Origin of the sequence: Brevibacterium jeotgali (assembly GCF_900169175.1) — a bacterium.
Classification (GTDB): domain Bacteria; phylum Actinomycetota; class Actinomycetes; order Actinomycetales; family Brevibacteriaceae; genus Brevibacterium; species Brevibacterium jeotgali.
This window is the reverse complement of record NZ_FXZM01000035.1, coordinates 1-2,884: the sequence shown is the minus strand read 5'-3', so window position 1 is coordinate 2,884 and position 2,884 is coordinate 1. Positions and strand designations below refer to the sequence as shown.

Annotated in this window: 2 protein-coding genes and 1 pseudogene; all 3 read left to right on the top strand. The window is 63.9% G+C overall.

Annotation, left to right across the window (positions count from 1 at the left end; translation table 11 throughout):
- Positions 1–136: pseudogene (locus BJEO58_RS15295) on the top strand (transposase); the annotation flags it as partial.
- 171 nt (positions 137–307) lie between these two features.
- Entirely contained in the window at positions 308–1,249 is a 942-nt protein-coding gene (locus BJEO58_RS14650; protein WP_101590188.1) for a cation diffusion facilitator family transporter, read from the top strand.
- Positions 1,246–2,160 carry a DMT family transporter gene (locus BJEO58_RS14645; protein ID WP_101590187.1) on the top strand — a complete coding sequence of 305 codons (915 nt, stop codon included), beginning with the start codon at positions 1,246–1,248 and terminating at the stop codon, positions 2,158–2,160. The genes BJEO58_RS14650 and BJEO58_RS14645 overlap by 4 nt, the downstream gene beginning before the upstream one ends.
- Positions 2,161–2,884: the final 724 nt, after the last annotated feature.

Here is a 2,884-nt window from a genome sequence, read left to right as displayed (position 1 = left end):
GGTTGATGAAGGCCTCAGGCCGGGTACTACGTCGGAAGACGCGGCTCGGATGGCGGAGCTTGAACGGGAGAACCGCGAGCTCAGGCGTGCGAACACGATCCTGCGGCAAGCCTCGGCTTTCTTCGCGCCAGTAGGGCCCTGCTACACTGCCACTGCCAGATGGCGCGGACGTTGACTGGTCACGGCTCGAGCGACAGCCGATTGGAAGATGCCGCGACCTTAACCAATCGGCACCCAACCAGATGGCGTGATGGGAATCGCAGTGGTCCGATCGCGCAGCAGATGACGAAACGGAGGAAGGAAGGCGATGGCTCACGGTAACGGCGGTCGCAGCCACGCGGGGCACCTGCCCTCCAGCGGCGCCGCCCTGGCGATTTCGGCGTGGCTGACGGGGATCTACTTCGTCATCGAGTTGGGCATCGGCCTGTGGACGGGATCGGTGGCGGTGATTTCGGACGCCCTCCACACCTTCTCGGCGGTGGGTGGCGTGCTGGTGGCCATCATCGCCGCCCGACTGGCCCGCCGCCCGGCCGATAAGGACCGCAGCTTCGGTTGGTATCGCGCCGAGATCGTGGGCGCCCTGGTCAACGGCGGCTTCTTGCTGGGCATGGCGCTGGTCGTGATTGTGATGGCCGGCATGCGCATGACCGACCCCGTTGACTTGCCCACTACACCCATGCTGTGGGCGGCGGCCGGTGGCTTGCTCACCGAGTTCATCTCGTTGGGATTGATCTGGAAGCAAAGCCGCAGCGACCTGAACGTCAGAGGCGCGCTGTGGCACATTCTTCAGACTTTCGTCGGCAGCCTGCTCATCATCGTCACCGCGCTGGTGATCCGCTTCACCGGGTTCTTGCTGATCGATCCGCTGCTCGGAATGGCCTTCGGCTTCGTCCTGGTATGGGCAAGTTGGGGCATCCTGCGCGACGCCACCCATTTGCTGATGGAGGGCACGCCCGCTGAGATTCGCCTGGGTGAGGTGACCGAAGCACTGGAAGCGCTCGACGGCGTTGAAGGCGCCCATCACGTGCACGCTTGGGCACTGACCAGTGGACGTTACGTGTTCTCCGGTCACCTGCGCATCGCCGACGGGGCCGATCCACAGGCTGTGCTCCAAGCCGCCTCCAGCATGCTCAAGGATCAGTACGGCTTCTTCTTCGCCACACTGCAGGTGGAGGCCGCCTACCTCGACGAGTCCGACGCCGAAGCGATCGATGTCATGCGTGAGACGCGCAAGAAGAGACAGGCGTGAGAACCCTCCTTCTGCTTGCCTTGATCACGTTCTCCGAGGCGACCATCGGTGTGTTCGTCAAGCTCACCGACGGGCGGATCCCAATCCAGACGCTGACCTTCTATGCCATGGCCTTCGCAGCGACTTTCCTGTTCATAGCGCGAGCCCTGGCAACTCGGCAATGGCCCCGCTTTCCCGCGGGCAACGTCAAGGACACCGCTATCATCGGCGTGCTGATCGCGGCCCAGGGCGGCGTATTCAATTTCGCGATGTCGCTTGTACCTATCGCCAACGCGGTGATCTTCTGGAGCATCGCGCCGTTCTTTGTGTTCATCTTTTCGGCGATTTTCCTCGGCGAGAAGGCGCGAAAAAGCTACATCCTGATATTCGCTATCGCCCTGGCCGGCATTGCGCTGGCCAACCCGCTCGGTGGCGGCCATATGCTGGGAAATTTCGTGGCGCTGGCCACCGGGGCGATCTACGCCGCGATGGTCACCTACATGCGCTACGAGGGTAAAACCGAGACCGGGAACGACATCGCCTGGTCACTGCTGGTCGCCGCACTTTTGCTTTCGCCGTTCCTCCTGATCGTCGGCCCCGGCCAAGTGGCGACGACGATCGCGCATCCGGCACTCGGCGTGGAACTGCCGGTGATGCTCTGGGCCGCGGGCCTGGGCATCGTCTCCACAGGTTTCGCCTACTTCGGCATCTCCATCGTCTTGAAGTCGATCGATGCCAATGTCTATGCCCTGGTCGACGTCATCGTCTCGCCGGTTGTAGCCTCCATATTCGGATATCTGATCTTCGCAGAGGTGCCCGGACGAGGCATCATCTATGGTGGCGCCTTGCTGCTCGCCGCCGGCTTCTGGCTGACCCGCGAGATGTCGCGGGGCCGAGAGAACCAAGCCGTGCACCCATGCCAATGCGTCTAATCGCCGCAGGCAATAAAGGGGGCAGATTCCAGTGGACGTCGCCGGGTGAGTTGCATTTAGCGACCATCGATGAGCAGACCCATGCCCCCGCAGGTGTCGCAACCGGGGCCCGGCCCGACACAGCGCGTTGTCCATGTAGGCGGTTGGTCCGCATGTGCGCCGCCACTCTTGCGGGCCCGACCTCTAGGCCGAGCGACTTTGTGGCCGCACTGTGCTGTTCGGTGTGATGTTCGGCAAACGGAGCATATGCCAAGTACCCGCGTGAGGACTTTCCTTACTGGTTCAAGCGCGCCTTCGGCGCGAGTGCCCGTCGTGCTCCGCTCCGCGGGGACCCCCGCGCTGCGCTCGCTGCGCTCGCTGCGCTCGCTGCGCTCGCTTCGCTCGCTCCGCGCACCCCCGCCCGCTCCGCACTCCGGGCACAACAACGAGGCACCCGCCCGTCTGGACGGATGCCCCGCTGGCCTGTTCCGATCAGCTCGTCTCAGGCACGATGACCCGGTGGACACCGCACACCTGGAAGCCGACGAGACCTTCGGCCCTTGCCTGGTACGCGACTGCCCGAACTACATCGGGCGCCATCCTGCTTACCGCGAGGCCGGGTCTGCTGAAGGTTCGGTTGACTCCGGGGTTTATGCCGCCAGAGCGACGGCATCGTGGCTAACAGCCTCGTATTCGACCGGGGTCAGTTTACCCAGCCGCCGCTGTCGTCGACGGCGATGGTAGG